The sequence below is a fragment of the Bradyrhizobium sp. WSM3983 genome, assembly GCF_000473045.1.
Lineage (GTDB): Bacteria > Pseudomonadota > Alphaproteobacteria > Rhizobiales > Xanthobacteraceae > Bradyrhizobium.
The window spans coordinates 215129-242058 of sequence record NZ_AXAY01000009.1 but is presented as its reverse complement, the minus strand read 5'-3'; the positions used below and the strand labels follow the sequence as shown (position 1 = coordinate 242058).

Below are 26930 nucleotides of genomic sequence, written 5' to 3'. Positions count from 1 at the left end.
AGCGGCCGCGATCCTGGCCCAATGCCGCGTTCGATGGTGGGAAAGGGCCGACTAGGAAGAGATAGCGTTGCAGTAGCTCACTCCTTGAAGCGAGCAACGAATCTCGCGAAAGCCGCGAGCTGATCGGTGATCACCTTCTTGGTCTGCTCGTCCTTCAATTCCAGCGTATGCGGATCAAATTTGGTCTGGGCCAATCCGACAAATACTTCCGGTGTTCCAAACACGAAGGCATTGAGGTAGGTAAGCGCCATTCGCAGATGATACTGCATCCGCGCGCCGCCCAGGGGACCGCCGGTGGCGGACTGAATGGCAACCGGCTTCTCCCTGAAGGGCTGGCTTTCCAGGCGCGACACCCAATCCAACGCGTTCTTCAAGCCCCCGGGAATAGTCCAGTTGTATTCGGGCGAGACGATGATTATGCCATCGGCTTTCCTGATGGCGTCAGCGAAGGTCATCACTTCACCTGGAAAGCCGGCGGCCTGAACGTCCGCATTGTACAGGGGCATGCCGTCATATGGCGGCGCCTCGGACAGATGAAGATTCGACGGCGCAAGCTTGGGCAGCGCCCGCATCAGCGCGGTGTTGAACGAGCCCTTGCGCAGGCTGCCACTGATCGTCTCCACGTTGAGTACCATTGACTACCCCTTTGATTACATGGAACGCTGTAACACCTAACCTCAAGCGGCAATATTTGTCTTTGACGATTGCCCGTTTTCGCCACCGCCAGAAGACAAAATCGAATTCGAGCAACCAGAACGGCTGGTTGGCATTGCCCGGTGGGCCGCATCCAGCGGGAACGTGTACGGTCAGTCCGGCTCCGCCTCGGCTTGCGCAGTTGGACCCATCGCCAGGTGCTGCAGCTCGGCGCGATCTTCCGCTGGGCACGTCTCACGAGTGAGGTTCAAGGCGCAACAGATCAAACCCACATGGCTGTAGGCTTGCGGAAAATTTCCCAGCATGCGGCCGGCGAACGGATCGTATTCCTCGGCGAGCAGTCCCACGTCATTGCAACGCGAGAGGAGACGATCGAACAGCTTGCGGGCCTCCAAATAGCGGCCCTGCAGAATGTAATTGTCGACCAGCCAAAAGCTGCACGCCAGAAACGCTCCTTCTCCTGGGGGCAGTCCGTCGCCGGGATTTGCGCGTTCATACCGCAGAATAAACTCGTCCTGAACCAGCAGTCTCTTTTCGATGGCCCGAACCGTGTTCCTCATGCGCGGATCGGTTGCAGGCAGAAAGCCCACCAGCGGGATCAGCAGCAGACCGGCGTCAAGCCGTTTCGAGCCATAAGCCTGCACGAAACTTTCGAGATCGCGGTTGAAGCCGCGTTCGCACACATCGGCGTGGATCTCGTCGGCGACCGCTCGCCAATGTCGAGATGCCTCGGTCGATCCCTCGGCGGCGAATTCATTCGCGGCACGATCGAACGCAACCCAGGCCATGACCTTCGAATGGACGAAGTGCTGTCGCTCGCCGCGCACCTCCCAAATGCCTTGATCCGGTTCGCGCCAGGCGCTCGCGAGATATCTCAGCATGATGGGCTGCAGGGCGCGGCCACGCTCGGTTAGACCTATCCCGCCCTTCCCGGCGTGGAACATGGCATCGGCGACCTCGCCGAGAACGTCGAGCTGAAGTTGCTGGTACGCCGCGTTTCCGATGCGCACCGGCGGCGATCTCTCATAGCCGGCGAGCCACGGAATGGTCAGCTCCTGCAGCCTGCGCTCGCCCGCTACTCCGTACACGATCTGCACCTGCTCCGGGCTGCCGGCGATGGTGCGAAGGAGCCAGTCTCGCCATGCCCGCGCCTCATCGTAGTATCCAAGGTGCATCAGGGCCAGCAGGGTGAAGGTGGCGTCCCGCAACCAGCAAAAGCGATAGTCCCAATTCCTGATTCCACCAATAAGCTCCGGCAGAGAGGTCGTGGGCGCGGCGATAATCCCGCCGGTCGGGGCGTAGGTCAGAGCCTTCAATGTAATGAGCGAACGTTTGACCGCTTCCGTCCAAGGACCGACCTCGGGACACCGATCACTCCATTCACGCCAGAATGCTTCCGTTCGCTTCAGCGCATCGAAGGCATCAATCGCCGGCGGAGGATCTTGAAACGACGACCCGTAGGAGAGGATGAACGGGATTGACTGGCCAGCCTCGACCGTAAGCTCGCCAACCGTTTTCAGATCCTCGCCGTGAAGCGCGGCTGCCGTACGTAGTACGAGACGCTCCGGACCGGCGATCGCGCTGATGCTGCGGTCATCGAGCCGGTTGACCCACGGCACCGTCGCCCCGTAGTCGAAGCGCGCCACAAATTCGGAGCGAGACTCCACTCGCCCTTGTCGACCGACAAGAATGCGCACAAGGTCGGCGCGGTCTCCCGGTGTCATGAAATCGACCAGCGTCGCACTGCCACCCTTCGTTCGGAATTCCGTTTCGAGGACCAGAGTGCCTGAGCGGTAGCGCCGCGACGTCTCGATCGGCTCATCCTTCGGTGCAATGAGCCACCGTCCATTTTCAGCTTCGCCAAGCAGGGCGGCAAAGCACGCAGCCGAATCAAATCTCGGCCAGCACAGCCAATCGATCGAGCCGTTGCGCCCGACCATGGCTGCTGCCTTGCAGTCGCCGATCATCGCATAGTCTTCGATCTTGAGCGCCATGCGCGCCTCCGGCTTGGTCTGGCGCGCCACTATTCTCAGATATAATCCATAAATTCCCTTCGTCGAAGCACAGCCTCGATCAAAGCTGCTGGCGCTCACATCCCTCAATAAGCGATGAGTAAGCGGACCTACCGTATCGCGGTCGACGATGAGCAGCGATAGCGAATTGATAAATCTACCCGTTGTGGAATCAAATAGGCTCTTAAAGTTGATGATTGTCCATGTTGCGCGGCTTCGACGGTATAGAAGCTGCGATCCCATGGATGGAAAGCGAGTGAAAGCCAGAGGAAGACGGCGGCGCTTCAAACAGGAGGTGCCGCTTAGCGAGCGGTTGCTGAAAACGGCAGCGGACGCCCGGCACGAGGCGTCTCGGCTTCCTCTCGGGAGCCAACGTGACCGCCTGCTAAAAAAAGCCAAACAGGCCGAAACTGTGGCATCGCTTGACGAGTGGCTATCGTTGCCCCGCTAGCAAACACCTCAACATTCCGTCATGCTGGTGCCCGATGCCGGCCGTCCTCCCGCGCGCAGCGAACTACATCGCTAGGTCGCTGTCGATGCAGCGCCTTTGAGAGTGGTTCCTGCTATCGCTCGGATGAGTTCTCAGTCAGCGACAATCAGGTCAACCAGCTTCGTGGCGATCGTGAGTGTGGTACGTCGTCCAAAAGTGAATTCTTAGACGAGCCTCCCACAACCGCCACTGAATCCTGGCCCGCCAACCGCTCGGCGGCAGTTTCCGCAAGAACATTTGGACCGGAAGCCGCAAGCGATGGTCGCGCAAGCGCGTCGCGGTCAGAGCCTCCGCCAGCTGCGACCATCGCGCTTCAACAGCTCGAACGCGCCCGGAGGGCCCTCGCTGCCCGCACGATAGAATTCCAATCCCTTGGCGCCCGCTCTTTTCCAGGCATCGAGGAAGGGCTGAACCGCCCGCCAGCCGGCTTCCACGCCGTCGGCGCGTTGAAACAGAATGTTGTCGCCGATCATGCAGTCGTAGATCAAGGTCTCATAGCCCGTTGCGGGCTCGGCCTTGAAGTAGTCCTTGTAGAGAAATTTCATTTGTACGCTGTCGATCCTGATCACAGGCCCCGGCATCTTGGTGTTGAATTGCAGCGTGATGCCTTCGGTCGGCTCGATGCAGATAACGAGATAGTTCTCAGCCAGTTGCTCGACAGGCGTGCACTGAAACATCGCGAACGGCGCTTCGCGGAATTTGATCGCCACTTCCGTGCGCTTCATGGCGAGCGCCTTGCCGGTGCGCAGGTAAAAGGGAACGCCGGCCCAGCGCCAGTTGTCAATGTTCAGCTTCATCGCAACGTAAGTCTCCGTAGCACTATCCGGCCTGACATCCGGAATCTTGAGGTAATCCGGAATCTTGGTCTCGCCGATCTTCCCGGCGATGTACTGGCCGCGCACGGAGTTTTTCAGCGCTTCCTCTTCGCTCTGGGTCTGGATCGCCGCCAGCACCCCGTCCTTTTCCGAACGCACGTTATGGGCGTCGAAATGTGTCGGCGGCTCCATCGCGATCAACGACAACAGCTGAAACAGATGGTTCGGCACCATGTCGCGCAGCGCGCCGGTTGCGTCATAAAAGCTACCGCGGTGACCAACGCCGAGCTGCTCATCCACGATGATCTGCACGTGATCGATGTGATGGCGGTTCCAGATCGGTTCGAACATTCCGTTGGCAAAGCGCAACACCAGGATGTTCTGAACGGTCTCTTTGCCGAGGTAATGATCGATTCGGTAGATTTGGTGTTCGTTGAGGATGTTCAACAATTCGGCATTCAGCGCACGCGCCGATGCCAGATCGGTCCCAAATGGCTTTTCGATCACGAGCCGTCGCCAGGCGCCGTGGACTTCCTTCAACAAGCCGAGACGGCCGAGCTGGCGCACGATCGGCGCGAAGGCATCAGGCGGTGTCGCCAAATAAAACAGCCGATTGCCCCCGATGTCGCGCGCCGCTTCCAGCCGTTCAAGCTGCTCCTTGAGACGGTCGAAAGAAGGACCGTCACCGGGATCAGCCTCGACAGAGGTGATGCATTCCAGCAGGCGATTCGCGACCTTGTCTTCCACGGGGCGGGTTGCGAACCGATGCAGGCCCTTCATTAGGCCCTCGCGCAGCGCTTCGTTCGACATGCCGCCGCGCGCGACGCCGACGACGCAGAATCTTTCCGGCAATAGTTCGGCTGCCGCGAGATTGTAAAGCGAAGGGATCACCAGCCGGTTGGTCAGGTCTCCCGTGACGCCGAAGATGACAAGGGCGCAGGATTGCGGCTTCTGGTAGGGCTGGCAGTTTCTCACGAACGGCTGACCGTGGTCCCCCAGGCTTATGAGGTCTGCTGAGTAGGTTCGACCTCAACGCGGTTATCCTGATCGGCCGTATAGACGGGAGCGCGCTCAGCGCGAGCCCCGATCTTCTTTTCCAACCGGATGGCGGGCAATTGAAGCACCTGAGCATGCTGTCCTTCCGACAGGAGATTCACGAGAACGATGGTGCCGTCGGGAAACTGCAGGGCATCGCGGTGCTGCTCCGGCGGTTTCGGTTTGATCACGCAGAATTGGGCGACACGGAAGCCCGCGCTCTTGGTCAACAACCAGTTGCGATTGTATCTCACGTCCTGCTCGAAACCGAGCTCGGTGCCGGGTAGCAGACAAACCGCGACGGCGGGTTCGTCGTTGGCGGCAAAGCCGCGGGTCGATGTGCCGCAGAAACTTGTCGACACCAAACTCTCTCCGACCTTGGCGGGGCGTGATGCAACGGCATGCAAGCTGTAGTCGCACATGGATGTTCTCCGCTGGTTCTCTGACCTGAACAATGATGCCACGAGCCGCCGAGCTATCCCTTGACCGCCGTCAAGATATTGGTGGCCTGGACGGAAATCGCGACGGAGGGCCCGCGCCGAGTGCGCAATGCCAGGTTCGAAGAATACGGGGGGCGAAGGGCGATAGTTCGGATCAGGTCATGCTGCCAGGCATGAAGCAGCGAATTGTCGTGCCCAGCGCCCCCTTGACTGGCCAAACCATCGTCCTGCCGGCGCGGTTCGGCTCTGTGATCACGGCATCGTCGGGAACGCCGATCCATTCGTTGTCGATGCGAACACGGTAGTGACCGTCTTTCGATTCCCAATCCGGGTCGGCGATCGCCACACCGTCAGCAACCGAACAACACGGCCCCTTGCCGGACTTTAGGCTGTCAAACCATGGCTTGAGCGGCGATAGGGAATAGCGGCCGTCGTCACGCGCATGGACGAGGCAGATCAGCAGCGAGACGAGAATGGCAAGGCTCAATCCGGGGACGGTGGCTTTCATGATCGCATTCGAACAGCTGCTCAAAGCCGCGGCGCGGCCGCGGCTCTGTATCCAAGCGGATCGTATCTAATCCACCGGTGCCGACCTTGACGACGGTCAACCTGGCAAGTCGTGGCCGCGATATATCTCGGCGCTGCCGCCATCACCGCGGTGATGGGAATGCAAGTGTGTTTACGGCTTCGTGTGCGTCTTGACCGGCGCTTCGTTCCCTCTCGCCTCGCACCTCAAGCACCATTGCAGCATGGCCGTTGGCAAGCGCAATGTGTAGCTCCGCCCCGACGACGGCACCCTCACCGATCGCGGCACCCACGCGCTTGACCGACCCGGATCGCACGTCGCCGGCGGCGAATACACCGCGTACGCTGGTTTCGAGCAGCAACGGACGGCCAGCGCCAGTGTGCGACCGAATGCTGGAAGGAACGTCCCATCCCGTCAGCACAAAATTCTTGCTGTCCAATGCGATCCCGGTGTCCTTGAGCCAAGCCGTTGCCGGGTCCGCGCCGATGAAGAGGAACAGGTGGCGGATCGGCTTCTCGGTTTCCGCGCCGGTCGAGCGATTGCGCCAGCGTACGCGCTCCAATTGCCCTTCCCGGCTGCCATAAAGCGCGACCACCTCCGTGTGCGTCAGCACCTCGATATTGTCGATATTCGCGATGCGGTCGATCAGGTAGCGCGACATGCTCTCTGCGAGGCTTCGTCCACGGATCAGCATCCAGATCTTTTTTGCGAAATTGCGCAGGAATACGGCGGCCTGGCCCGCCGAATTTCCGCCTCCGACCAGAACGATCTCCTCGTTTCGACAAAGGCGTGCCTCTATCGGCGAAGCCCAATACCAAACGCCGCGCCCCTCGAAACTCGGCAGATTCGGCACGTTGAGGCGGCGGTAGCGGGCGCCAGTCGCAACCACCACCGTCGAGGCCCTCACACGCCGGCTATCCACCAGGTGCAGCGTGATCGGCGAGTTGCTCAAATCGAGCCGCAAAATGCCCGCGGGTATCACCATCCGCGCGCCAAATTTCTGCGCCTGGACACAGGCGCGGGCGGTGAGCGCCTGGCCGGAAATGCCGGCGGGAAAACCGAGATAGTTCTCGATCCGCGCGCTGGCGCCGGCCTGCCCGCCGAAGGCACGGGCGTCGAAGACGACGACCGACAAGCCCTCTGATGCAGCATAGACCGCCGTCGAGAGGCCCGCCGGGCCGGCGCCAACGACCGCGACGTCATAGGTTCGGCTCTCGTCGTCGATCGGCACCATTCCAAGCGCGCGCGCCAACTCCACCTCGCTCGGATTTTTCAGGATCGTTCCTTTCGGACACACGGCAAGCGGCAGGTCCTCCGGATTTGGAGCATATTGCTGGACAAGCTTCGCCGCGTCAGGGTCCTTTGCTGGATCGAGCAATTGATGCGGATACGCATTGCGGGCGAGGAAGCCTTGCAGGCGCACGACATCAGGGTTCGACTCGGGGCCGATTAGGACCGGACCGCCAGCACCGGCCTCGATCAGCGCGACGCGGCGGAGAATCAGAGCCCGCATGATCCGTTCGCCGAGTTCGGGCTCCCCGATCATCAAGGCGCGCAGATTCTCCGGCGGGATCAAGAGCGCTTGGATATCGTCGATGGCGTGAACGTCGACGAAGGCAGGCTGGCCTGACAATTGTCCCACCTCGGCGACGAATTCGCCGGGTCCCTGCTCCATAATCGGAGCGCTGTGGCCTAGCGGATCGCGCCTGACGACTCGCACGGAGCCCTTGATCAGCACATACATGCCAGGCGCGACTTCTCCGGTCACGAACAACGCCTCCCCGGCACGGTAGTACCGCACCGTGCCGAAGCGGCGAAGGCGCTCGATTTCATGCGGCGCAAGCTTCGGAAACATCTGCTCGCGGCGGCTATCAATCGTCGGCATTTGCAATCTCGCTGTCGGGGGTGGGGTACCACGTGTCCCTAGTGCGCCATCAGCAGCGGGACCGGCGCCTCATGCATCAGGCTGTAGGTCACCCCGCCGAGCAGCCGCTCGAGCAGGCGCATATGACTATATCCGCCCATGACAATAAGGTCCGCCTTCCGGCGCTCGGCCTCCGCGATCAATTGCGGCCCGACTTCGCTTGAGGGGCACTTGATGCGATGCAGGCTGGCCTCGATTCCATGATGCCGAAGATGGTTGACGGCATCGATTCCCATCACCGCTTCCTCCTCGGTAGGCTTTTCGCCGGTCGCAACGACGACCGAGACTCTTTCCGCTTTGTGCAGAAACGGCATCGCTTCGGCAAGCGCACGCGCCGCTTCCCGGCTCCCGTTCCAGGCGACCATAATGCGGTCGAAGGCGATCTTCGGCCGCTCCGTCTCGGGAACGAGATAGACGTTCCTGCCCGAGCCGAACAGCACGCCTTCGACGAGCTGCTCCGGGTCCGTCGCGCCATTGGGGCGAAGCGCCACGAAGGTGTCGACGGAGCGCGCCTCTCGCGCGGCAATCTTGGCAACGTCGTCGGACAGGGCATCGAAGCGCCGGATCTCGACCACCCGATCCAGCATTCGCAGCCGCTTGGCCAACGCCTCCTCCATCGCATCGCCAATTTCGCGCGCATGCTCGACGATCGCGGCGGTGGTGTCGCCCTCGATCGGCCCCGGCAATGGCAGAACGTTGAGATACAACCCGATGACCACGCGCGTCTCGAGCCGCTGAGTCATATCGGCGACGGCTGCCAGGCGAATTTCATCGGAGGCGCCGCCGTCCAGCCACACCATTACATCCCTGATCATCGCTCTCTCCTCACTTACGACAGCCGTCGCGATGCTGGGCTGCTCCGCCGCTCGGGCGCGGCTACAGCAGTAGATCGAAAATACGAAAACACTTTCGCCAGTGCTCGCTCGATGGATTCTTCAGCCCCGGATCGATGATGTTGAACGTGCGCGCGAGCGCGACGCTCAGACCCCCCACGATTTCCGCTGGGCGAGCCTCGACATCCTCACCGTAAGCAAGGTCAAGCGGCGGCCACGCGGCGAGGTGGTCGAGGATCGGCCGCAACTCGATCTCTTCGTCGAGCCTCTCGAATTCATGGACGCATTCCTGCAGTCCCTTCGCAATCGGGAGGTCGAACGGCTCCAACAGCACACGGCCGTCCGCCTTGGCGGCCGCCTGGGCCCGCAGCAAGAGATCATGGAGTTTTTGGCTGATGAGGTCGCTGTAGCGCTTGAGGTCCTGCTTATCGACGTCAAGGCTGGCGACGGTCCGAAGGAATCGCTCGAATTTCGCCACGCTCATGATGTGGCCAGTGGGCGGCATGTTCCATTGCACGGCGGCGATCATGGCGGCGGTCTCCTCGCTGCATGTTGGCGCGCGCAGGCCCGCCTCCCCCTTGATGGTCGTCAGTTTCGCGCGATTTTCTCGCACCCACATGAAATTGATCTCTGTCAGGGCGCCTTCTTCGATGTTGCAGCATCTTGGTGCGTGTGGAGGTCAGCGCAGGTCACCATCGCACGGCTATGCTGATGCTGGTCTACACTCGAAAGGAGGAAACATGGTCGAAGCCACCACCGTTGCCCCAGCCGTTAGCGTCATGCATCCGCCGGACACCGACACGCTGTTCCAGCCCTACCGGCTCGGTCCCTTCAGACTGCCGCATCGAATCGTCATGGCGCCGTTGACGCGCTCGCGGGCGCGCCAACCGGGCAACGTCCCGAGTTCCCTTGCCGCCTGTTACTACGCGCAGCGTGCGTCTGCAGCCCTGATCGTGAGCGAAGCAACCCAAGTGTCGATGCAAGGCCAAGGTTACGCCTGGACTCCCGGCATCCACAGCCGCGAGCAGGTTGAGGCGTGGCGTCAGGTCACGAGAGCGGTGCACCAGGCTGATGGCTTGATCTTCAATCAGCTCTGGCATGTCGGGCGCATTTCGCATCCGGCGCTGCAGCCCGACAACATGCTTCCCGTCGCGCCCTCGCCTGTTATACCCGAGGGCAAGGCATTTATCGAAAACGAGATCGGCGAAGGCGAGCTCGTTCCATTCGTGCGGCCGCGCGCACTGACGTTCGAAGAGATGCCTTATCTGATTGGGCAATATGAGCGCGCTGCGAAGAACGCACAATCCGCCGGTTTCGATGGTATCGAGATCCACTCCGCCAACGGCTATCTGATCGATCAGTTTCTCGAGACCAGAACCAACAGGCGCACGGACACCTATGGTGGAGCGGTCGCGAACCGGGCCCGGCTCCTGCTTGAGATCGTCGAAGCCCTGGTGCCGATCTGGGGAGCGGACCGCATCGGCGTGCGCCTGTCGCCCCTGGGCAGGCTGAACGACATGCACGACGACAATCCGGAATCCACGTTCGGCTACGTCGTCGAACGGCTCAGCGACTATGGTTTGGCCTATTTGCACATCGTCAACCCCGGATTGGAGCAGATGCAGGCCGGGAAGCAACCGGATCCGAAGGCGCTGAGCATGGTCAAGCTGATCCGGAAGAAATATGAGGGTACCCTCATTGTGGCTGGCGGCTTCCAGGCTGACAGCGCAGCGCAATGGCTTCGCCAAGGCTTAGCGGACTTGGTCGCGTTCGGTCGCAAGTTCCTCGCCAATCCCGATCTGCCCGAGCGTTTTCGCATTGGCGCGCCACTCAACGTCGACGATCCAACCACGTATTATGGTGGCGGCGAGAAGGGGTATACGGACTATCCGTCGCTGGCGCAGGACCGCGGCGAACAACCGACAGCCTGTGTCGATCAGCGCTGGCGGTGAAACGCGAAGTTGTGTCTACCGACGGCCTAGCGACTTCCTCAAGTTAGCCGCGCCCAGTTCCAGCGCCCGCCGCTCCTCGGCGGACATTTCCGGCTCGAAAGTCCGAAGCACGCCCTCGCGCCCGACGACGCTTGGAAGCGACAGAGTGACGCGAAACCTGTCATTATAGCTGCCGATCGGAATCACCGCTCGCTCATCGCGAAGAATAATCTCCGCGATCCGCGCCGCAACGATGCCAATGCCACACTGGCTCGCGTCGTTGCCTTCGATGATAGAGATATTCGCGTAACGAACGTCTGCCTCGACCCGCCCGCGCAGACTGAGAGGCACTCGGCCACGAATTCCGAACAGCTCGCCGACCGGCACGCCGGCGATCCGGGCGGCTGACCAGAGAAATACCTGCGAGATCCCATGTTCGCCGACCACCTGCGCCTCCACCTGATTGGCATCGATGTCGAAATGCGCCGCCAAATGAACGCGGAAGCGCAAGGAATCCAGAAAAGTACCGCTACTCAGCACGCGATCATGGCTTGCGCTTGCGCGCGCAATATCGGCGAGCGGATCGGGCGGATCGGTCACGACCAATATCACCGCGCGAGGTGCGGCGCGCACAATGCGCGGAACGATCTCGTGATAGATTTCAGCATTCTTGTCGAGCAACCGCAACCTGCCCTGAGGATCGCTGCGGTCGGTGGCGCCGCCGGCCTTTTCATTGATGCCGGCGGTAATCATTACCAGCTGGGCATCTGCAAGCTTTTCATAGTCGCCATCGATAACGGTGATCTTTGGGCAGAGCGGCGCTCCGTAACGAAGATCGGTGGCGATCGCCTTCGCGCGCTCAGGCGTTCGGTCCACGATCACAATCGTCCGAGCGCTCCCCCGTACCACCATGGCAAGAGCACAGGAACACCCTACCCTGCCTGCCCCAACGATTCCGACTTTCATGATCGAACCTGCATTCCAAAGACCGTCAACCGATGCCGCAACACGAGTGCATCATTCGTCGATCGCGCAGCGAACGCCGGTTCGCGATGTCGGCGTCGACGACTTAACAATCGAGACCGTTCATAAATATCTGAGCAGGCTTATGCGCGTACGCATCCCTGCGCTGGCATTGCAAAGAAACATGGGCTCCACAACGGCCTCAGGCATTGACCATCGTCAATGAACAGGTCCTCGTCACGGGGCGCCTCGAATGTCAATCGGCGCAGGCTTGATGCGTCTTCCGTCGACGGTGATGTCGATCAGTATGGCCTCGGCCGGGGCGCAATCCCACAGCCTGTGATGGACAAGCTCATAGTACCAGCCCCTCCTGCTCGCCGAAAAATACGGACCAATTGATGGCTATCAAGGGATCGGGGAAGTAACAGCCTTAGTCGCGTGCATTGGTGGGCGCTGGAGCATCGCCTGATGCTCGATACGCTTCACTCGATTGACTGAAGCGAACTTTGGAGAATAGTCATGAAGGCGCTGGTATACCAAGGACCTGGAAAGAAGGCGCTTGAGGATCGCCCAAGGCCGAAGATTGCCGCGCCGACGGACGCCATCGTCAAGATCGTCAGGACGACGATTTGCGGAACCGATTTGCATATCCTTAAAGGCGACGTGCCGACCTGTACGCCAGGCCGTATACTTGGTCACGAAGGCACCGGCGTCATCGAAGAAGTCGGCGCCGCCGTTACCGCCTTTCATGCCGGCGACCGCGTGATCGTGTCCTGCATCTCGTCCTGCGGAAAATGTGACTACTGCCGCCGCGGAATGTACTCGCATTGTATCAATGGCGGCTGGATCCTCGGCAACACGACGGACGGCACCCAGGCCGAGTATGTCCGCATCCCCTTCGCCGAAACCAGCCTATATCGCATCCCCGCCGGGATGGATGAGGAAGCATTAGTGATGCTGAGCGATATCCTGCCCACGGGGTTCGAATGCGGCGTGCTCAACGGCAAGGTTCAACCCGGCTCGACCGTCGCGATCGTCGGGGCCGGCCCGATCGGGCTTGCGGCGTTGCTGACGGCGCAATTCTACTCGCCGTCGGAACTCATGATGATCGACTTTGATGACAACCGGCTGGAAATGTCGTCTCGCTTCGGTGCGACGACAACAATCAACAACAGGGACGGCAAGGCGGTCGATAAAATCATGAAGATGACCGACGGTCGTGGCGTCGATACCGCGATCGAAGCCGTCGGTGTTCCCTCGAGCTTTGTCACTTGCGAGGACATCGTGGCGCCTGGTGGTGTCATCGCCAACATTGGCGTCCATGGCGTCAAGGTAGATCTGCATCTGGAACGCCTCTGGGACCGTAACATCGCCATCACGACACGGCTCGTCGATACCGTCACAACGCCGATGCTGCTCAAGACCGTACAATCACACAAGATCGATCCCAAGCGACTGATCACGCACCACTTCAAGCTCGACAAGATCATGGACGCCTATGCGACGTTCGGCCAGGCGGCCAAGACGAACGCTCTCAAGGTCATCATCTCGGCAGCCGAAGCTTGAAAGACAATCTGGGTCGACAAGATTGACGGCGGTGTGAGATTAATGGCGCGCAAAAGCCGAAAAGTTCGGCTTAGCGCGGTTAACGCGAACGGCCGGCGGGTTAACACTCCGAACCAGCGCGGGGGACCAGGTCAAGAGGTCCCGCCAAGACGCCCCGGACCGCAACATCCCGAAGACGCCGTTGAGGACCCGGCGGTCGTTCGCCCGTGGCATACCGCGCGGCTTGTTCGGCAGCATAGGCTTGATAGCGGTCCACTCCTCGCCGATTAGCCCTTTCACACCAAGCGGAAGTCGCTTGTTCGACGGTCACCGTGCCAAGCAAAACCAGAGTTGTAAGCGTTGCCACGTGCAAGATCACGCGTAGCGTATTCGGCCTGATGCCGTTGCGCTCGGGTAGGAAGGCGTGGGTGGGGCCGAACACGCTTGATAGCGGGCAGCACGCGCAGGCTCTGAAAGGAGCAGGTATGGAATCCACCACGCCCGCAACTCGCCGAGAAACAGTATTGTGTAGCTGATCCAGAGCCAGCCGAGCAGCCACGCGGGATATGGGCCGCAAAGATAGGCGGCACTCCCAGCAAGGCCGGACGCGAAGGGAAACACGGCGCGGAGTTCTACGCCGACAGCGGCGATAACCCCGGCAAAGCCATCAACCTCGCTCGCGTGAATGCGGTGAACCGCCCGACGTTGCGGGCGTTCGAGCAAGCGCACACAATAGCCGTTCACGCTGGCGACTGAGATGCGGCATCAGAGCCGCTTCTAGAGACTAAGAAGACGTTGGGCGATACTGGCTTTTTTCGTGCGTCGAAGCTGGCGAAAAAAGGGTTAGAGAAACGGGAAGGAACAGCCGCATGATGATCGACCGGCGCGATTTTATTGCCGGCACCGCTCTCCTCGCCATTGCGCCGGTCACTAAGCTGCTGCCCTTACCGTCGGCGACCCAGCCAGCGAAGCCCGCGTCGTATTCATGATCGACGGATGGAATGTCCGCGGGGACGATGGACCCGCCGACGAGGTGTGGTTTAGGGTGGGCCATTCGTGGCGGACAGCCTGGCCATAGCCCGATTTACTACGCACCGATGAGCTGATCGAATGGAAGGACGTGTCGCCTTCTGGCCCGCTTGGAACGTCCCGCGATGTCCGCTATTTCGGTCGCTGTCAGAGGTAAGCCGGACGCATCGCGGACGTCGGAATTCGGTAGAGATGAACCCCAATCGGACTCCGAAGCCCCTTCTCCGGTCACCCCGCCATGTCGGCGGGCTGACAATTTATTGCCCGCGTCCGATATCGACGATGTCGACATTGACATTTTGCGACTGTGAGCCCCGCTTCAGAGTGAGTTCTATTGTTTTTCCGACCCCGGCCCGCTCAAGTTGATCAGTGAGGTCAGACAGCCGTCGAACCTGTTTACCGTCGGCCGCCGTTATGATGTCGCCGAGTTTGCCTGAGGCGAGATCGACACCCCGAATTCCGACGCGCTCGGCCGGAGAGCCCGGCACGGTGCGCACGACTATCACCCCCTCCGTACCCAAACGGGCGGCATCCGCTTCGCTTGCCGAAACGATTCCGATGCCGGGCGTCGGCACTCGGCCGTTGCGTATCAGGTCGGGGATCACGCGATTGACGATGTCGACCGGGATGGCAAAGCCGATCCCGGCATTAGTGCCCGATGGGGATAAAATCGCCGTCGTCACGCCGATCAGCCGGCCGGCGGAATCGAGCAATGGGCCGCCAGAATTGCCGGGATTGATCGCGCTGTCGGTCTGGATCACGTTGGCGATTTCTCTTCCGCTGCTGGTTGGCAGCCGGCGCTTGAGCGCGCTGATGATGCCGCTGGACATGGATTGGTCGAGCCCGAAAGGGTTGCCGATCGCGAATGCAAATTGGCCGACCTTGAGGTCGGAAGAACTCCCGACCGCCACGGGCGACGGTAGCCCGCGGGCGCTTCTGATCCGCAATACCGCGAGGTCGTAGTTGGGCGCCGTTCCGACAATATCGGCGCGCGTCACCTCGCCGGAAGCGAAGCGAATCGCGACCTCGTTTGCATTCTGTACGACGTGGTTGTTTGTGACGACGTGGCCGCTATTGTCCCAGACGAAGCCCGTGCCGGAGGCTACGCCGCCCTCGGATTCCTCGCTGAGCGGATTGGCAGCGGATTGCGCCGCTACGACCTGCACGACCGACGGCGATACCTTCTCGAAAATCTCGATATTGGCCCGCTCGGCGTCGGATAACGGTCCGCGCTGCTCCACGGCACGGGCGTTCGAGCCGATCCAGGGCGCCTGACGGATGTTGAGGACTGCGGCATATGCCAACAGCATGCCCACGAGCGCGGCGAGAACAACGACATAGCGACGATTCATGGCATGCTCCCGTCGAACAAACGTGGTAGTGGGCGTGTAGTTTCTAGCCTGATCGGCCTTATTTGGTGCGCACGAAGCAGGCTAAAGGTCGGTTCTTGGCCCTCAGCGTCGAACCGCGACGGTCAACTTAGCGCCGGCTGCCAGGGGCAGACCGGACGTTATCGCAGGCATACCGATGCGAATGACCCGAGGCGGACTTAAGGGCACCACGCCAATCAACCTGAGGAAGGTGCTTTTTGAAGCTCATTGCTTGGGCTAGTCTAAACTATCGTACTTCAGCCCAACGGCGGCCTATTCCCCGGCGCACGCGAGAGGCTCAGTGGGCAAGGACCTTCACCCAGGACCATCAGCTTGGCCCGCGAGCGGCGGCGAGATGGGCGAGCGCGTTCGCGCGTTCGATTGGGAGAAGACTCCGCTTGGGCCGATTTCCAGTTGGCCCCAGAGCCTCAAGACCACCATTGACCTCATGATGGCATCGCAGCTCGCGATGAATCTGATCTGGGGTCCCGAGCGGCTCCTAATCTACAATGAGCTCCATCGGGCCTTCATGGGGACGAAGCATCCTCGTGCCTTCGGCCGACCGGGGCGCGAAGTCTGGGGCGAGGTATGGGAGGCGGCCGAGGCGGCGATCCACCACCGAGTTTTCGCGGGCGAGACCGTTACGCTGGAAGACCAACCCTGGACGCTCCTGCGCAACGGCGGTCCCGCGGAAGCGTTTTTCACGTCGTATTTTACGCCCATCCGCGATGAGATGGGCGCGGTCGTCGCCAATCTCGCCATTGCTTTCGAAACCACTAACGCCGTAAAGGAAAAGGAGGAGCGGGACCGGACCGAACGGGACCTGCGCGGAAGCGAAGCGCGGCTAAAGGCTGCGGTCGACTTGGTAAAATTGGGCCGCTACTCCTGGAACCCACAAACTAATGAGCTGGGCTGGGACGAAAAGTGCCGGGCGATGTGGGGCCTTCCGGCGGATGCGACCGTGGATTACGACACCTGGCGCACTGCGGTGCATCCGGACGATCTCGGAGCCGTCGAGTCTGCTATTCAACGGTGTAGCGACCCACAGGGCCAGGGTGTTTACGACGTCGAGTATCGGGTGCGCGGATACGACGGCGGAGAGCGCTGGATCGCGACGCGTGGCCAGACGCATTTCGAGGATGGCAAGCCCGTTTGGTTTTATGGCGTCGCGCTCGATATCACCGATCGAAAACGTATCGAGAAGGCGCTCGAGCGTCGCGTTGAAGCGCGAACTCGGGAGCTGGAAGAGGCCAATAACGCGCTGCGCGCGCAGATCGTTCAACGGCAGACGGCCGAAGCCGCCGTTCAGCAATTGCAGCGACTTGATGCAATCGGGCGGATCACGACGGGCGTGGCGCACGATTTCAATAACCTGCTCAGCGTCGTGCTCACCAACGCGCGTTTGCTCTCCCGCACAGTGCAGGGGCCTCACGAGCAGGAAGGCCTCGAACTGATCTGTGCCGCTGCTGACCGGGGCGCGAAGCTCACTGCGCAACTCCTCGCTTTTTCGCGGAAACAGCAGCTTGAACCCCGCGAGGTCGATCTAAACAGCAAGATCGTTGGGATGAGCGATCTGCTCAGCGTCACCTTGGGCGGCACGGTACAACTCAAAACGACGCTTGCTCCGGATCTCTGGCCCGCCCTGGTTGATCCAAACCAGATCGAGATGATCGTTCTCAACCTCGTCATCAACGCCAGGGATGCCATGCAGCCGGGGGGAACGCTCACTCTTGAGACGTTCAACACGATCATCGAAAGCGAAGCCTTCCGCCCGGAAGAGCCGCCTCCGGGACCTTACGTGGGTCTCGCCGTCAAGGACACCGGCACCGGTATTCCCGACGACATGCTGCCGCACGTGTTCGAGCCTTTCTTTACGACGAAGGAACCGGGTAAGGGGTCAGGCCTCGGATTGGCGCAAGTCTTCGGTTCTGCCAAACAGTCAGGTGGCGGAGTGCGTATTGAAACACGTCTCGGCCGGGGTACCACGGTGCAGGTCTTCTTGCCGCGAGCTCTGGGCGACGTTGCTGATCACGGAACATACTCCGTTGATGCAAGCAAACGTCTGCCGACCGTGAAGAGCTTGCGTGTTCTGGTCGTGGATGACGACAAAGCCGTCCTCAAATCCACGGTCAGGATGCTCAATTTTCTCGGTTATGCAACAGCGTCGGCGGAGAGCGGCAGTGAAGCGCTCCGGGTCCTCGCAAGCAATCAGGAAATAGGCCTGGTTCTCGCTGACTTCGCGATGCCGGAAATGAGCGGCGGGGAGCTTGCGAAAGCGATCCGCGCGATGCGGCCCACGTTGCCAGTCATCCTCATGACCGGATACCATGATCTCGACATCCCGAGGAAGTTCAACGATTCGCGAACAATCTCGAAGCCCTTCACGGAAGACGACCTAGTTAACACAATCAGCGATGCACTGGGCTAGGCCAGCCAGGTCACTTTTATGTCCGACATTTACTAAGCACGCGCCAAACTGAACCTGACCCTCCTCAAGATCGCAAGTGTTCCTTCGGCTTTCGTGAACAAAGGAAGTTTGATCCCTGTCACGTATTTCCTTCACTCTGCTATCTGCGTACCGGGGCAGGACGCATCATTGCGATCATACCTATTTCGGCTGCTCATTGTGCTTATCAGGGTGTGGGCGCCTCATCGACCCAGGATATTCCAAACTTATCCAGGCCCTCGGCCAGGAAATCGCCCAACAGCGGCTCGCCGAGCAGGTAACGTACGGTCTCCCAACGCGGGTTGCGGTATCCGTCCCGCCGTTCAGCCGCCCGGCTACGCAGTTCCTCCCACTCGTCGATCGTGCCATCACCCCGTCCGAGCCAGATCAACGCGACCAGGTCGATCTGTTCGTCCTCGTTCAAGGCCCTGATGAAGCTCGCCATCTCGGCAGCGACAGAATCACAGCCATCGTCCTGCAATACATCGACTTCAGCATCGTCAGTGGGATTCGATCCGGACTCCTCATCCGCCGGCAAGTCCTTGACATCAAACTCATGCGCTTTTTCGATCAGAAAGCTGATCTTTTCGCGCGAAATGGCTAGCTCGGGCATCGCTTGCTCCTTAGTTGTGGGTGTTCCGATCAAACGCGCCGGACTGGGGTTCTCATCGCGAAAAGATGCCCGTGGATGATCACAGCATTTCTGTGTGCTCCAATACATGAGCATTCGCTTGTTTCTTCGGATTCGCGGAACGATCAGAGCGCCTTTGCCGCAGATGGCGCCGGCAGCATCAGGGGATCTCTGAGAACGACGATCTGACGCTCGCCATTCGCGTCGATAATCTCGAAGCTGGACAACTCCAGACCTTCTCCTTCGATGTATATTTCTCTGGGTTTGTGGATCAGATGGCCGTGTCCTTCGAGAGCGAGCGCGATTACGTCATCCTTTGGATCATAGGAAATCCCGAAGAACGGTAGCCATTCCGCCTCGATCTGATCACCGAGCTTTAGCGACGCCACCTCGATCTCGGCACGTTTGCCGCCCAGTGCTTTCGATATGAGATCGAAATAGATACTCCACTGCGATTTTTCGAGCTTCTTCGCCATTGTTCGTAGTCTCCGAGTTGGATTCCGCCGGGATTCTCGACGCCACTAGCTGGCAGCCGGTTTCTCCGCGCTGACAACGATCAATTTTTCCACGAAGTTTGCACTGCTAGCACGACGCTTCCCGTCAAAGCCAAACCTCGATCATCTCAAGAACCAAGCTAGAGACGTTCCGATCTGCGGTTCCTATCGGTGAACCCGCTGCGCAGAGATCGCTGCACCGCGCGACTGAATTCGGCGTCAACTTTCTGGGACGTCCTTGACGATCGTCAACGCATTCTATCGCGCCCATATGCTTGATGAGATGGATCTAAATAGACGCGCGCTCTCCTTCCTGTCCGGAATGCGGCAACTGATGCGCTTTATCGCCGCCGAACCGATCGAGCGCAGAGTTCGATGTGCCGCTTACAGGAGTGACGATCTCATGCGCTGGCTAGAGGTATGGAATCTGTTCAATGGTAAATTGCGTCCACCGAGAGCGGCGCATTGCGAGCTTGGCGTCGCGGGGGGCGAGCCATAGGCAACCCTCACCACATCGAAACTTGCGTCCGATACGCTTCGATGCGCCAGATACATGCGGCCATAGAGCATCTGCAGCGGGGCGACTTTGAGTGTGCGATAACGCTCGCCGCCGCAGGCGAAGGAATCTTGCCTCCCACCGACGAACCCCATTTTCGCGAATTAGCAGGGAAGACGGAGGTTAACGAGATCGTCGACTGGCTTAGGCATGGTCCGAAGAAGGACAAAGAGAATAGAAGATGGGGGCGCGGCCAGACTGTCGCAATCGAGGAATCCGACGTCGTCTTTGTTATCTATCGCGCGATAGCAAAGTTCGACGCCGTCTTCGGCGATCAAAAGACGCCTCAGATGGTCAGCTTCCGAATTTGCGCAACTGGACGCGTGTGAGTCCGGCGCAAGATCTCAGTACCGCACTAATTTCTCTCGCATCAGAAACCACTGAATCAAAGTGCGATCAAGACGCTCGATCTCTGTCGACAGATTCATCCTGCCGCTCAGATATCGAGGAGGGCGATCCCGAGGTCGGGGCGCTTTTTCCGCCGCATATGCTTGACTGTTTCGTTGATGGTGACTTCCAGCGTCGGCCGCACTGAACCTGACAGGAAGTGGCCACCGCGCACCGAGCCATCCTGCAGACCAAGCACCGCGTGGAGGTGAAGGCTGGCCTTGCCGTTATCGCTCTCCGCCACATCGCCGATCAGGCTGAGGACCTCGCATTGTTCGTTGACAGCGATCCGCTTGTAGCCTTTTGCCGCGAGGTCTAACCAGCCAACCTCGGCATGCGCGAATGCACCGATCGCCGTCACCGCGGCGCCGCCGACCTGCTCCTTGTTCGCGAAATCGGTGATGGCCCCGAACGCCTCCTCTCCCTGGTCGAGGACGAGGACAAAGGTCCGCTCCGAACCGACAGTGACGGATTTTGCTTTCATCTTTTATTCCCGACCACGCTTAGGGCGACTTCTCAATTGATCGGTCTAGAACGACGTCGTTCCCGCCAAGGCGGCGAATTCGCACCAACACGGCAGCTAGGCTACGCTCCGCCTGACGTGACGGCCTTCCTTGACTCCTCGATGATCTTCGCGCTGAACGCTTCGAGGTCACCCGGATTGCGCGAGGTGATCACGCCCCTGTCGACCACGACCTGTGAATCCTCCCATTTCGCGCCAGCATTGATGACGTCGGTCTTGATCGACTTGTAGGACGTCATCTTCCGCCCCTTCGCGATCCCGGTCTCGATCAACAGCCACGGTGCGTGGCAGACTGCGGCGACGATCTTCTGGGCGTCGAAAACCTCCTTGATGAATTTGAGGGCTTTCGGTTCGACCCGCAGCAGGTCGGGATTGATCTGCCCGCCCGGTAGCACGATGGCGTCGTAGTCCGACGATGAGGCCTGATCGAGCGACTTGTCGACCTTCACCGGCCGACCCCAGTCTTTCATGTCCCATCCCTTGATTTCGCCGGCAGCCAACGAAATTACCTCGACGGTTGCACCCGCTTTCTTCAAGCGGTCGCGAGGCACTTCAAGTTCCGATTGCTCGAAACCATGGGTGGCCAGGATCGCGATCTTCTTGCCTTTCAGATCCATCAGGAAACTCCTTCAGAAGAACTCCCCTGTCAATCGGCTTTGCGCGCCATCGTTCCTGCGGCGTCAAACGCGCAACTTTTTATCTGATTGCTTATCTGATTGCGGGAACATTGATACTTGTCAACTAAGGTAAGAAATACATGCACCTGAGTTGCTGGCTCGTTGCACATTGCTTGTGTGGCTTATGGAGGAGCAGGCCGGGCGTGACCTAGAACTCTTTGCAAAACCATCACTGCGCACTGCGCGCGTGTTTTCGATCTGAACGAAAATGCAGCGAATTGACGCCCATCAAGGCGGCCTAGGCGGTCGCGCGCAAGATCTTGCAAATCTTTAGGGGCCGTGGCCGGCCACTCGACGGGCTCGCCCCACTTTTGGAGTTGTCCGCATTCGATCCGGAAGGTGTGACCATGAGCTTGACCGGCCTAGAAGTGTTTGATGAAACGCTTCACAAGACGAACACGTGGCTCAAGGAAATCGCGGAGATGCTAGGCTCCGATCGTCACGAGGCCTATCAGGCGTTGCGAGCGGTGCTGCATTGCCTGCGCGACCGCTTGACAACCGATGAGGCGGCTCATCTCGGCGGACAGCTTCCGATGCTAATACGCGGTATCTACTACGAGGCGTGGCGTCCGGCCGGGAAGCCGGAAAAGATTCGGTCGCGGGAAGAATTCCTCAACTGGATTGACACGCGCCTCCCCTACACGGCGCTCATCAACCGCGAAGATGCCGTACGTGCCGTGTTCCAGACCCTTGAGAATCATGTCTCCGCAGGAGAAATCGGCGACGTGGTTCAGTCTCTGCCGAAGGAGATCCGCGCACTTTGGCCGGTCACCTGGGCGTCGTCTGGCCCTGTCGCAAAGTAGGCAGCCGAGCCAGAGACTCGTCGCAACCGGCCGACGCACGATAGACTGGCGAGTGGAGAGGCTGATGGCGCCGCGTGCTTACTGGAAGGGCTATCTGCGTGTGTCGCTAGTGTCGTGTCCGATCCAGCTGTTTCCAGCGATCTCTGACCGCGACAAGATCCGATTTCATCTGATCAACAAGAAGACCGGACACCGGATCAAATACTGCAAGCTTGATGCCGAGACCGGGAAGCAGGTCGACCCGGAAGACATCGTCATGGGCTACGAAGCCGGTAGGGGGCAATATGTCGCCCTCACCGAGGAGGAGCTCAAGACGATCGAGATCGAGGGGACGCATACAATCGAGATCGACCAGTTCGTGCCACGAAACGAGATTGACGATCTCTATTTGAGCCGTCCCTACTACATGACCCCGGCGGGGGAGATCGGCCGGCAGGCATACGTGATCATCAGAGAGGCGATCAGGAAAGAGGGTATGGTAGCGCTCGGCAGGGTGGTGCTCACGACGCGCGAACATGTCATAGCGATTGAGCCGCGTGGCAACGGCCTAGTGGGCGTGACGCTGCGATATCCCTATGAAATCCGGAACGAAAGGGATTATTTCGGCGATCTGCCAGAGGAGCGGGTACCGAGAGAAATGCTTGAGCTTGCGAGGAAACTGCTCGCGATGAAGGCTGGTCACTTTCATCCCGAACAATTCGAAGATCACTACGAGCGAGCGCTGCGAGCGCTAATTAAAAGGAAACAACGCGGCGAAAAGATCGATAAACCAAAGGAGCGACCCTCGGCTGAGGTTATTGACCTGATGGAAGCATTGCGCCAAAGCGCAACAGGTGGCCGCAGCACGCCGTTAACACATCATCGGCGTGTCACTGAGGGACACAAGCGAACCCCGGCGAAACGTTCATCGATGCAAGCCAGGAAGGCAAACTAATTGGTCGTCCGTGAGGAATTCCCAAGTCATTGATTTGGAATCTGGAAACGGGGCTTTGGGGCAATCGCATTTGCCGGAAAGCGGGCCTGCGGAAGGGATTCCTTGCAAACTTGACTCGCGATTGTCTCGCTTTGGAATGCTTTGGCGGGAGGGACGCGATGCAGCCATGGGGGCGGCGAGAGACGGGTGAGGAGGATCTGTTCCGCTCCCGGCTCGATCACATCATCGACATGAAGCATCGCTGGTGCGGCTTTCGCAGGCGGTGGATTGGGAGTTCCTGGACGCCTCGGAGAGATCTACACGGATCATCCCGGTCAAGGCCAGCCGTCGTGCTGCTGTCCTGACGTCTTGCTCTCCTGCTGCCAGGCTGCGCCTTGACGGCCCCGCGCACGGCGTGAGGATCAAGCAGCTCGGGACACCGCCGTCTCCCCCGTCTTGACGCACGCGAAGGCACGTCCCTATTGAGGACCGCCCGAGCGATCCGGGCGAGCTTGTTGGCGAGCGCAATCGCCAGCACGTTGTGGCGCAATCGCTTCTGCGCTGCTTCGATCCAGGAGTTAAGGCCATAGCGCTCCCAACACCCTACCTTGGCCAGCACAACCCACGCGGCTTGCACGAACAACGCACGCAGGTAGCGATTGCCGCGCCTCGATATACGATATCTGCTTCGGAACAAGTCCAAGCCCGGCGCCGAAGTCGCCGCCTTTCGAGAACGCGTTTCCAGTGCCGATCGCGGCGACCATTGCGCTCGAGATGATCAGGCCAATGCCAAGCCCGTCATCAGTCGCTGGTAGTGACGGGTTGGTGTTTCGATCTCGCTAGATCGATCCTCGATACGCTCATCCAGCCGGCGCCAGTCTTCCGTCAGGCCATCGATGAAGAGCAACATGCGAGGCGAGAGCACATCGGTGCGTGCTGCCAAGATATTTGATCTCGAAGCCAAGCGCTTTCACCGTAAGGTGAAGGTTGGCGCCCTCAATGAATAGCGCAGCCGTTGCAGAGGTATCTTTCATTGCTGGCCCGTCATGGCGGCAGATAGTTGACCCCATAAATCCCTCGCATCTTGCGCGGCAGGTAGGAGCCTTCGGTCGGCTTTCTGGCCCCGCTGTAAAGAGGCCCTCTCGGTCCGAGCGCCCTTCAGCTCGGAACAACGACCGGCAGGCGGGCGATCTCATTGCCACCTTCATCGATGCCATAGACTTCGCAGCCGCAATATTGGTTCCCATCCTGAGCAAGTTCAGCGGCGATGACTGAGGCATGAAGCCTCGCAGCCTCAGGGCCTGACAGGACAGTACCTGTCTCATCCTCCACCGCTATTCCGTCGCCCAAGACGTGAAAGAAGTACCGCATCCAGTGATTGCCCTTACGAGAGCCGAAAAGCAGGCCATAATGCGTTTCCCGGCTGCGGTATCGGCTGTCTAGGAACAATTGTTCGGCCGGCCGAGCGTAAGGAGGATGCCCGGTGGAAACCATCTTCTCGACCCAACGGATTCATCGCCGCGACAAGTTCGATTACTGGCATAGCGTCGCCTGCAAACAGATCGTAGATCACGACTCACGACCGGAGGCGCGACTCAGCTTTGATGCTGAGATCGAGTTGGATGCGCTCGGCAATTTTGAGCTCATTTTGTTTAACAATTCTCCGATGCAGATTTCACATACGGTAGCGCATGCTTCTCGTACCAAGTCCGACCACCTGTTTGTGTGCCGCCAGTTGTCGGGCAGCGTTCTACTTGAACAGGAGACTCGCGAGATTGCGCTAGACGCTGGCAGTGTAGTGCTCTTGGATCCTTTGCTGCCCTACAGCGGGAAGTTCTTGCAAGGTTCCAAGATGCTTGTCGTCAAGGTTCCGCGTCGCGAATTGGAAACGCGTTTGGGCAAAATCCGGAACATGGTTGCACGCCTGATAAAGCCGGCGCGGGCGGAGGACCGCTTGACGTCAGTGGTGATGGGAATGTTGCCTTCGCTTGCGAGCCAAATGAGCTCGATCAGCGATCAGTTAGTCGGCAACCATGTCCTCGACCTGATCGCCATGTCGCTTGCCAAGGCCGTAGAAGGTGCCCGCCCTCGCGTCTCCCGCTCAAAGGCACTCTTGCTATTGAATATACGAGCTGTTGTCGATGCTAGTTTAAGTGACCCAAGTCTAAATCCACAGACCGTAGCCGATAGCGTTGGCGTCAGCGTGCGATATGCGAATGAGGTTCTTGAGGAACATAATACATCACTCTCGCGCTTGATTCTGGCGCGGCGGCTTGCACGATGCCGGTGCGCCCTCGAAGACCCCGCCCAGGCAAACCGGACCGTCAGCGAAATAGCCTATAGCTGGGGATTTTCAGACCTGACCCATTTTGGGCGGCGCTTCAAGCAAGCTTACCAGATTCTGCCCCGCGAGGCTCGAGCGCTTGCGAAGCGACCATGAATGGTCGGCGCTTGAGAGAGGGGAGTAATGTAAGAATCGAGGCAATAGTGAGATCGTTGCTGGAGACGGAATCAACCGGTCTGCTCTGTGTCCAGCGCTGTTCGAACACCGCTGGGGAAGCCTCATTGGTGAGGCTCGCTAGCGCGTCCGCAACTTATCGGGGACGTGCAACCATCTCAAATTGCTTTTTGAGGCGGTGGCTTGATTGGGCTCTGCGTCCCGAACGCAGTGAGTATCTTCGAAGTTATTGATTTTTCTATTGGTGGCAGGTGTTTTCGACACGTTTCGTTCACGGTCGTTTCACCCAATTCGTTGCGATTTCATTGCGGCGTTCTGGATTGAGAACGACGATCACTGGCGTCACTCCCCGCGTGATTTGAACTCAGCTCGCTTCTCTCTCGGATGGGTGTGCTCATGGAAGCCTACCTACGGATGCAATGGTCTGGCCAGTTGCATCGTTGGTTCAGAAATCGATCGGACCGATGCAATGCGCCAATACCGTCGCGCGATCGCCGTCCCTGAGACATCCCGATGGAGCCGCTGATTAAGAGGCTTAGGATTTGTTGGAGAATCAGCGCCTATTCCGACAGGCGGGCTGTCAAACCTGCATTGAACACGCAATAGGTTTTCTAGCTGTCGGAATGCGGGGTCTCGGTTGGCCAGAGCGCGGGGAAGGTCGATCGTGAATCGTCGGGGGTTCAAGTCAGGAGACCGCTACAGTCCGAAACCCACTTTTGGGGATAGTGGGTCACGCTTGGTAGCGGGGGTGCGCTACATCGCGAAACCCACTATTTTAGAGGCCCTGTTCTCTTATCGGCGCGCGGTTTTAGCCCGACCGGCTGCACCTTCATTGCGTGACTAACACCGGCACTTGTAGGGATCCCGTACGCCATTCGTGCGGTTTGTGGAAGCGTTCCGCGATTGGCCGCCCAGACAGGGAAGGCACGATCATACGTTCGAATCGCGTCGGGCGCATCACCTTTTATGGCAACGATCTTTTCCCCCCAAGAATCGATTGGCGTGTAGATGCCAGCGCGACGCCTACTTAAGGCCGGGAACACGAATCTTTCTTATATCGGTTCGATTCCGGCTAGGGGCACCAGACAGAAATTACTAGTAATAACAATAATTTACGTCCTTAGTTCGATTCCTCATTTATTCGCGACGCATTGAAAAGACGCGTAGAAATTCGCGGCAGCAGTCCGTTTTGTTGGTATTTTGCTATCGGGGACCAAACGTTCACGACGAATTTTGCTATTTCCGAATGATGGAATCGAGCAGATGGCCCGCAAGAACGATGGCGAGAGCGCCAACCCGAACACGTCGACTGCCAGAGCTCCTGTGATGGGGCTAAGAGCCTGATCTGGCTGTTGCGGATCTTGCATGCGAATTTTCCGGCGCATGATCTGCGGCGGAGAGAGTGGAACTCTCACCCACCGCTTTCGCCGATGCAGGACGAGGCGCCGGCCCGAACGCCACGGCGATCTGGGCGG

General features: G+C 59.5%; 23 protein-coding genes and 3 pseudogenes. 9 read left to right on the top strand and 17 right to left on the bottom strand.

What is annotated here, in order from left to right:
* Nucleotides 1–77: 77 nt before the first annotated feature.
* The 8 genes from YUA_RS0117150 to YUA_RS0117115 form a co-directional block, all read right to left on the bottom strand.
* The gene (locus YUA_RS0117150) at nucleotides 78–635 is read right to left on the bottom strand and encodes an NADPH-dependent FMN reductase (protein ID WP_027531809.1); all 558 of its coding nucleotides are present in this window, start codon (nucleotides 633–635) and stop codon (nucleotides 78–80) included.
* A 171-nt stretch (nucleotides 636–806) separates the two neighbouring features.
* Nucleotides 807–2648: a glycoside hydrolase family 15 protein gene (locus YUA_RS44215; protein ID WP_051383250.1), complete on the bottom strand. Its 1842-nt coding sequence runs from the start codon at nucleotides 2646–2648 to the stop codon at nucleotides 807–809.
* Between the two features lie 789 nt (nucleotides 2649–3437).
* Complete coding sequence (zwf, locus tag YUA_RS0117140) at nucleotides 3438–4946, bottom strand: glucose-6-phosphate dehydrogenase (RefSeq protein WP_027531808.1); 1509 nt, start codon at nucleotides 4944–4946, stop codon at nucleotides 3438–3440.
* Nucleotides 4947–4972: 26 nt separating this feature from the next.
* The gene (locus tag YUA_RS0117135; RefSeq protein WP_027531807.1) at nucleotides 4973–5428 is read right to left on the bottom strand and encodes a hypothetical protein; all 456 of its coding nucleotides are present in this window, start codon (nucleotides 5426–5428) and stop codon (nucleotides 4973–4975) included.
* Nucleotides 5429–5600: 172 nt separating this feature from the next.
* The gene (locus tag YUA_RS0117130) at nucleotides 5601–5954 is read right to left on the bottom strand and encodes a hypothetical protein (RefSeq protein WP_027531806.1); all 354 of its coding nucleotides are present in this window, start codon (nucleotides 5952–5954) and stop codon (nucleotides 5601–5603) included.
* A 142-nt stretch (nucleotides 5955–6096) separates the two neighbouring features.
* On the bottom strand, nucleotides 6097–7857 hold the full coding sequence (locus YUA_RS44210) for a cyclic nucleotide-binding domain-containing thioredoxin-disulfide reductase (RefSeq protein ID WP_084292651.1): 1761 nt from the start codon (nucleotides 7855–7857) through the stop codon (nucleotides 6097–6099).
* A gap of 38 nt (nucleotides 7858–7895) precedes the next feature.
* Nucleotides 7896–8711, bottom strand: a complete 816-nt coding sequence (locus YUA_RS0117120) for a universal stress protein (RefSeq protein ID WP_027531805.1) — start codon at nucleotides 8709–8711, stop codon at nucleotides 7896–7898.
* A gap of 61 nt (nucleotides 8712–8772) precedes the next feature.
* Nucleotides 8773–9258, bottom strand: a complete 486-nt coding sequence (locus tag YUA_RS0117115; protein ID WP_198029442.1) for a DUF1931 family protein — start codon at nucleotides 9256–9258, stop codon at nucleotides 8773–8775.
* A gap of 211 nt (nucleotides 9259–9469) precedes the next feature.
* Here YUA_RS0117115 and YUA_RS0117110 point away from each other — a divergent pair, with 211 nt between their 5' ends.
* Nucleotides 9470–10681, top strand: coding sequence for an alkene reductase (locus YUA_RS0117110; RefSeq protein WP_027531803.1), 1212 nt, complete (start codon nucleotides 9470–9472; stop codon nucleotides 10679–10681).
* Nucleotides 10682–10696: 15 nt separating this feature from the next.
* Here YUA_RS0117110 and YUA_RS0117105 read toward each other — a convergent pair whose 3' ends face one another.
* Nucleotides 10697–11626 (bottom strand): NAD(P)-binding domain-containing protein, encoded by a 930-nt coding sequence (locus YUA_RS0117105; RefSeq protein WP_027531802.1) that lies wholly within the window; start codon nucleotides 11624–11626, stop codon nucleotides 10697–10699.
* Here YUA_RS0117105 and YUA_RS50035 point away from each other — a divergent pair.
* Entirely contained in the window at nucleotides 11625–11849 is a 225-nt protein-coding gene (locus YUA_RS50035) for a hypothetical protein (protein WP_156947152.1), read from the top strand. The genes YUA_RS0117105 and YUA_RS50035 overlap by 2 nt on opposite strands.
* Nucleotides 11850–12142: 293 nt before the next feature.
* On the top strand, nucleotides 12143–13189 hold the full coding sequence (locus tag YUA_RS0117100; RefSeq protein ID WP_027531801.1) for a zinc-dependent alcohol dehydrogenase family protein: 1047 nt from the start codon (nucleotides 12143–12145) through the stop codon (nucleotides 13187–13189).
* A gap of 135 nt (nucleotides 13190–13324) precedes the next feature.
* On the opposite strand, the pseudogene YUA_RS48265 reads toward YUA_RS0117100, so the two are convergent.
* Together YUA_RS48265 and YUA_RS0117095 are read right to left on the bottom strand one after the other, a co-directional pair.
* Nucleotides 13325–13468, bottom strand: a pseudogene (locus tag YUA_RS48265) (transposase); the annotation flags it as partial.
* 986 nt (nucleotides 13469–14454) lie between these two features.
* Nucleotides 14455–15549 (bottom strand): S1C family serine protease, encoded by a 1095-nt coding sequence (locus tag YUA_RS0117095; protein WP_027531800.1) that lies wholly within the window; start codon nucleotides 15547–15549, stop codon nucleotides 14455–14457.
* Between the two features lie 373 nt (nucleotides 15550–15922).
* Here YUA_RS0117095 and YUA_RS44205 point away from each other — a divergent pair, with 373 nt between their 5' ends.
* Nucleotides 15923–17995: a hybrid sensor histidine kinase/response regulator gene (locus YUA_RS44205; RefSeq protein WP_051383223.1), complete on the top strand. Its 2073-nt coding sequence runs from the start codon at nucleotides 15923–15925 to the stop codon at nucleotides 17993–17995.
* 205 nt (nucleotides 17996–18200) lie between these two features.
* Here the strand turns inward: YUA_RS44205 and YUA_RS0117085 are convergent, their stop codons facing one another.
* Together YUA_RS0117085 and YUA_RS0117080 are read right to left on the bottom strand one after the other, a co-directional pair.
* Nucleotides 18201–18626, bottom strand: coding sequence for a DUF3775 domain-containing protein (locus YUA_RS0117085; RefSeq protein ID WP_027531799.1), 426 nt, complete (start codon nucleotides 18624–18626; stop codon nucleotides 18201–18203).
* A 143-nt stretch (nucleotides 18627–18769) separates the two neighbouring features.
* Nucleotides 18770–19120, bottom strand: coding sequence for a DUF5335 domain-containing protein (locus tag YUA_RS0117080; protein WP_027531798.1), 351 nt, complete (start codon nucleotides 19118–19120; stop codon nucleotides 18770–18772).
* Nucleotides 19121–19376: 256 nt separating this feature from the next.
* On the opposite strand from YUA_RS0117080, the gene YUA_RS0117075 reads away from it, so the two are divergent.
* Both YUA_RS0117075 and YUA_RS0117070 read left to right on the top strand, forming a co-directional pair.
* Nucleotides 19377–19637, top strand: coding sequence for a hypothetical protein (locus YUA_RS0117075; RefSeq protein WP_027531797.1), 261 nt, complete (start codon nucleotides 19377–19379; stop codon nucleotides 19635–19637).
* A 41-nt stretch (nucleotides 19638–19678) separates the two neighbouring features.
* Complete coding sequence (locus tag YUA_RS0117070; protein WP_027531796.1) at nucleotides 19679–20023, top strand: hypothetical protein; 345 nt, start codon at nucleotides 19679–19681, stop codon at nucleotides 20021–20023.
* 107 nt (nucleotides 20024–20130) lie between these two features.
* Here the strand turns inward: YUA_RS0117070 and YUA_RS0117065 are convergent, their stop codons facing one another.
* Together YUA_RS0117065 and YUA_RS44200 are read right to left on the bottom strand one after the other, a co-directional pair.
* The gene (locus YUA_RS0117065) at nucleotides 20131–20565 is read right to left on the bottom strand and encodes a PPC domain-containing DNA-binding protein (protein WP_027531795.1); all 435 of its coding nucleotides are present in this window, start codon (nucleotides 20563–20565) and stop codon (nucleotides 20131–20133) included.
* A gap of 96 nt (nucleotides 20566–20661) precedes the next feature.
* Nucleotides 20662–21221, bottom strand: a pseudogene (locus YUA_RS44200) (type 1 glutamine amidotransferase domain-containing protein).
* 407 nt (nucleotides 21222–21628) lie between these two features.
* Between YUA_RS44200 and YUA_RS44195 the strand changes: the two are divergent.
* Together YUA_RS44195 and YUA_RS0117050 are read left to right on the top strand one after the other, a co-directional pair.
* On the top strand, nucleotides 21629–22084 hold the full coding sequence (locus YUA_RS44195) for a DUF2267 domain-containing protein (protein WP_051383249.1): 456 nt from the start codon (nucleotides 21629–21631) through the stop codon (nucleotides 22082–22084).
* Nucleotides 22085–22148: 64 nt separating this feature from the next.
* On the top strand, nucleotides 22149–23018 hold the full coding sequence (locus YUA_RS0117050) for a Ku protein (RefSeq protein ID WP_027531794.1): 870 nt from the start codon (nucleotides 22149–22151) through the stop codon (nucleotides 23016–23018).
* A gap of 401 nt (nucleotides 23019–23419) precedes the next feature.
* On the opposite strand, the pseudogene YUA_RS48260 reads toward YUA_RS0117050, so the two are convergent.
* Both YUA_RS48260 and YUA_RS50030 read right to left on the bottom strand, forming a co-directional pair.
* A pseudogene (locus YUA_RS48260) lies at nucleotides 23420–23943 on the bottom strand (transposase); the annotation flags it as partial.
* Between the two features lie 212 nt (nucleotides 23944–24155).
* Entirely contained in the window at nucleotides 24156–24491 is a 336-nt protein-coding gene (locus YUA_RS50030; RefSeq protein ID WP_156947151.1) for a hypothetical protein, read from the bottom strand.
* On the opposite strand from YUA_RS50030, the gene YUA_RS0117030 reads away from it, so the two are divergent.
* Entirely contained in the window at nucleotides 24481–25437 is a 957-nt protein-coding gene (locus YUA_RS0117030) for a helix-turn-helix domain-containing protein (protein ID WP_027531791.1), read from the top strand. The genes YUA_RS50030 and YUA_RS0117030 overlap by 11 nt on opposite strands.
* The last annotated feature ends 1493 nt before the right edge of the window (nucleotides 25438–26930 follow it).

What these genes read in the sequence shown, in the direction of transcription:
- YUA_RS0117150 (WP_027531809.1), bottom strand. Translation starts at nt 635, where the DNA reads ATGGTACTCAACGTGGAGACGATCAGTGGCAGCCTGCGCAAGGGCTCG.
- YUA_RS44215 (WP_051383250.1), bottom strand. Translation starts at nt 2,648, where the DNA reads ATGGCGCTCAAGATCGAAGACTATGCGATGATCGGCGACTGCAAGGCA.
- YUA_RS0117135 (WP_027531807.1), bottom strand. Translation starts at nt 5,428, where the DNA reads ATGTGCGACTACAGCTTGCATGCCGTTGCATCACGCCCCGCCAAGGTC.
- YUA_RS0117130 (WP_027531806.1), bottom strand. Translation starts at nt 5,954, where the DNA reads ATGAAAGCCACCGTCCCCGGATTGAGCCTTGCCATTCTCGTCTCGCTG.
- YUA_RS44210 (WP_084292651.1), bottom strand. Translation starts at nt 7,857, where the DNA reads ATGCCGACGATTGATAGCCGCCGCGAGCAGATGTTTCCGAAGCTTGCG.
- YUA_RS0117120 (WP_027531805.1), bottom strand. Translation starts at nt 8,711, where the DNA reads ATGATCAGGGATGTAATGGTGTGGCTGGACGGCGGCGCCTCCGATGAA.
- YUA_RS0117115 (WP_198029442.1), bottom strand. Translation starts at nt 9,258, where the DNA reads ATGATCGCCGCCGTGCAATGGAACATGCCGCCCACTGGCCACATCATG.
- YUA_RS0117110 (WP_027531803.1), top strand. Translation starts at nt 9,470, where the DNA reads ATGGTCGAAGCCACCACCGTTGCCCCAGCCGTTAGCGTCATGCATCCG.
- YUA_RS50035 (WP_156947152.1), top strand. Translation starts at nt 11,625, where the DNA reads ATGATCGAACCTGCATTCCAAAGACCGTCAACCGATGCCGCAACACGA.
- YUA_RS0117105 (WP_027531802.1), bottom strand. Translation starts at nt 11,626, where the DNA reads ATGAAAGTCGGAATCGTTGGGGCAGGCAGGGTAGGGTGTTCCTGTGCT.
- YUA_RS0117100 (WP_027531801.1), top strand. Translation starts at nt 12,143, where the DNA reads ATGAAGGCGCTGGTATACCAAGGACCTGGAAAGAAGGCGCTTGAGGAT.
- YUA_RS0117095 (WP_027531800.1), bottom strand. Translation starts at nt 15,549, where the DNA reads ATGAATCGTCGCTATGTCGTTGTTCTCGCCGCGCTCGTGGGCATGCTG.
- YUA_RS44205 (WP_051383223.1), top strand. Translation starts at nt 15,923, where the DNA reads ATGGGCGAGCGCGTTCGCGCGTTCGATTGGGAGAAGACTCCGCTTGGG.
- YUA_RS0117085 (WP_027531799.1), bottom strand. Translation starts at nt 18,626, where the DNA reads ATGCCCGAGCTAGCCATTTCGCGCGAAAAGATCAGCTTTCTGATCGAA.
- YUA_RS0117080 (WP_027531798.1), bottom strand. Translation starts at nt 19,120, where the DNA reads ATGGCGAAGAAGCTCGAAAAATCGCAGTGGAGTATCTATTTCGATCTC.
- YUA_RS0117070 (WP_027531796.1), top strand. Translation starts at nt 19,679, where the DNA reads ATGCGCCAGATACATGCGGCCATAGAGCATCTGCAGCGGGGCGACTTT.
- YUA_RS0117065 (WP_027531795.1), bottom strand. Translation starts at nt 20,565, where the DNA reads ATGAAAGCAAAATCCGTCACTGTCGGTTCGGAGCGGACCTTTGTCCTC.
- YUA_RS44195 (WP_051383249.1), top strand. Translation starts at nt 21,629, where the DNA reads ATGAGCTTGACCGGCCTAGAAGTGTTTGATGAAACGCTTCACAAGACG.
- YUA_RS0117050 (WP_027531794.1), top strand. Translation starts at nt 22,149, where the DNA reads ATGGCGCCGCGTGCTTACTGGAAGGGCTATCTGCGTGTGTCGCTAGTG.
- YUA_RS50030 (WP_156947151.1), bottom strand. Translation starts at nt 24,491, where the DNA reads ATGGTTTCCACCGGGCATCCTCCTTACGCTCGGCCGGCCGAACAATTG.